This is a genomic window from Aeromicrobium sp., assembly GCF_049586495.1.
GTDB lineage: Bacteria > Actinomycetota > Actinomycetes > Propionibacteriales > Nocardioidaceae > Aeromicrobium.
This window is the reverse complement of the sequence record NZ_JBAVCB010000233.1, coordinates 1-1,952: the sequence shown is the minus strand read 5'-3', so window position 1 is coordinate 1,952 and position 1,952 is coordinate 1. Positions and strand designations below refer to the sequence as shown.

General features: G+C 68.3%; 1 protein-coding gene and 1 pseudogene. One reads left to right on the top strand and one right to left on the bottom strand.

The features are described 5' to 3' along the window. A pseudogene (locus WB508_RS12100) lies at positions 1-421 on the top strand (hypothetical protein); the annotation flags it as partial. A gap of 30 nt (positions 422-451) precedes the next feature. On the opposite strand, the gene WB508_RS12095 reads toward WB508_RS12100, so the two are convergent. Further along, positions 452-1,952, bottom strand: a 1,501-nt coding sequence (locus WB508_RS12095; RefSeq protein ID WP_423845135.1) for a phospho-sugar mutase, incomplete at its 5' end; no start/stop codon positions are given.

The following is a 1,952-nucleotide window of genomic DNA, read 5'->3' as shown; positions in this document are numbered from 1 at the left end:
CGACATCTGGGACATCAACGCTGATGAGTCCATTGGTCGCGAGTACAGCCGCTACCGCAACAACATCACCGATCTGTACGACGCGAGCCCGTTCCGCGCGAGCGACCACGATCCCGCGATCATCGGCTTCGACGCCGTCGACGAGCCGGAGGCCGGACCGACCACGATCACCGTCGCCGGCACGACGAGCCCGCCCCGCACCGCGATCTCCGCCACCGTCACGGGAGGTGACTACCGGGCCGACGGCGGAACCCTCGACGTGATCGACCGCAAGCGCACGGTGGGGACTGCGGTCGTGCGCGACGGCCGGGTCACGGTGCACCTCACCGGCGTCGGCAACGGGCGTCGCAGCTTGACCCTGATCTACCGCGGAGACGGCAAGGTGGCTCCGGGCGAGACGGCGTACGAGTGGAAGGGCTGACGCAGAAGACGGGTGTCGGGGTACGTGTGCTCAGAGACCGAGTGCGAGGGCCAGATCGGTCTTGATGGCTTCGAGTTTCGCGGTGGCATCGTCGCGCGCCAGGTTCATCGAATCGGTCACCTCGCGCACGACTTCGATGTAGCACTTGAGTTTCGGTTCGGTGCCTGACGGCCGGCAGATGATGCGGGTGTTGCCATCGAGCGCCAGTCGGATGCCGTCGGTCGGGGGTAGACCGCGGTATCCCAGCTTCAGGTCGTCAACCGAGGTGACCGCCAGTCCGCCGAGCTCGACCGGTGGAGACGTGCGAAGTGTCGCCATCGCCCGGCTGATGATCGACAGATCGTCGACTCGCACCGACAGCTGGCCCGTGGCGTGCAGGCCGTGCTCGCGGTAGATGTCCTCGAGCCGGTCGATGAGGGTGCGCCCGCCCTCAGCCTTGAGGTCTGCCGCCAGCTCGAGCACCGCGAGGATCGCGGTGACGCCGTCCTTGTCGCGGGCGATGTGGGGAGAGACGCAGTACCCGAGCGCCTCCTCGTAGCCGAACGCCAGATCGGGGATCTTGCCGATCCACTTGAAGCCGGTGAGCGTCTGCTGCCACGGCTGGCCGTGAGCGGCAGCTTGGCGTCCGAGCAGGTCGGACGACACGATGGAGGCGGCGTAGCTGCCGGTGGCCCCGCGCCGCAACCAGGCATCACCCAGCAATGCACCCACCTGATCGCCCGTGAGCATGCGGTACGACTCGCCATCCCGGACCCCCACGGCGCACCGGTCGGCATCGGGGTCGTTGGCGACGATGATGTCTGCGGTGACGTGGGAGGCCAGCTTCAGGGCCAGGTCCATGGCCCCGGGCTCCTCAGGATTCGGGAACGCCACGGTGGGGAAGTCCGGATCTGGATCGCCCTGCTCAGCCACGGTGTGCAGCGCCGGGAATCCGGCGCGGGCGACCACCTCCACCAAGGTGTCGCGGCCCACCCCGTGCATCGGGGTGTAGACCGCCACGACATCGCGTGGGCCGTCTTCGGCGATGGCTGCCGCTGCGGTCACGTAGGCGTCGGCGACGTCGTCATCGAGCGTCACGAACTCTGACGACCGCGGCATCTCGTCGACGCGACCGGTGGCGTCGATCGCGGCAGAGATCTCGGCGTCGGCTGGTGGCACGATCTGGCTGGAATCAGCCAGGTACACCTTGTAGCCGTTGTCCTCGGGCGGGTTGTGCGATGCCGTGACCATCACGCCAGCACTGCAGCCGAGGTGACGGATCGCGAAGGCCAGCACCGGGGTCGGCAGGTGGGTGGGCAGCAGATGGGCGTCCACGCCCATGCCGTGCATGATCTCGGCGGTGTCGCGGGCGAAGACATCAGAGTTGTGCCGGGCGTCGTAGCCCACCACGACGCTGGGCCGTACTGCTCCCTCATCGACGTGGTGCTCGAGCAGATAGGCGCCGAGGCCGGCGGCGGCCTGGGCCACCATGACGCGATTCATGCGTTGTGGCCCGGCTCCCAGCGCGCCGCGCAGCCCAGCCGTGCCGAAC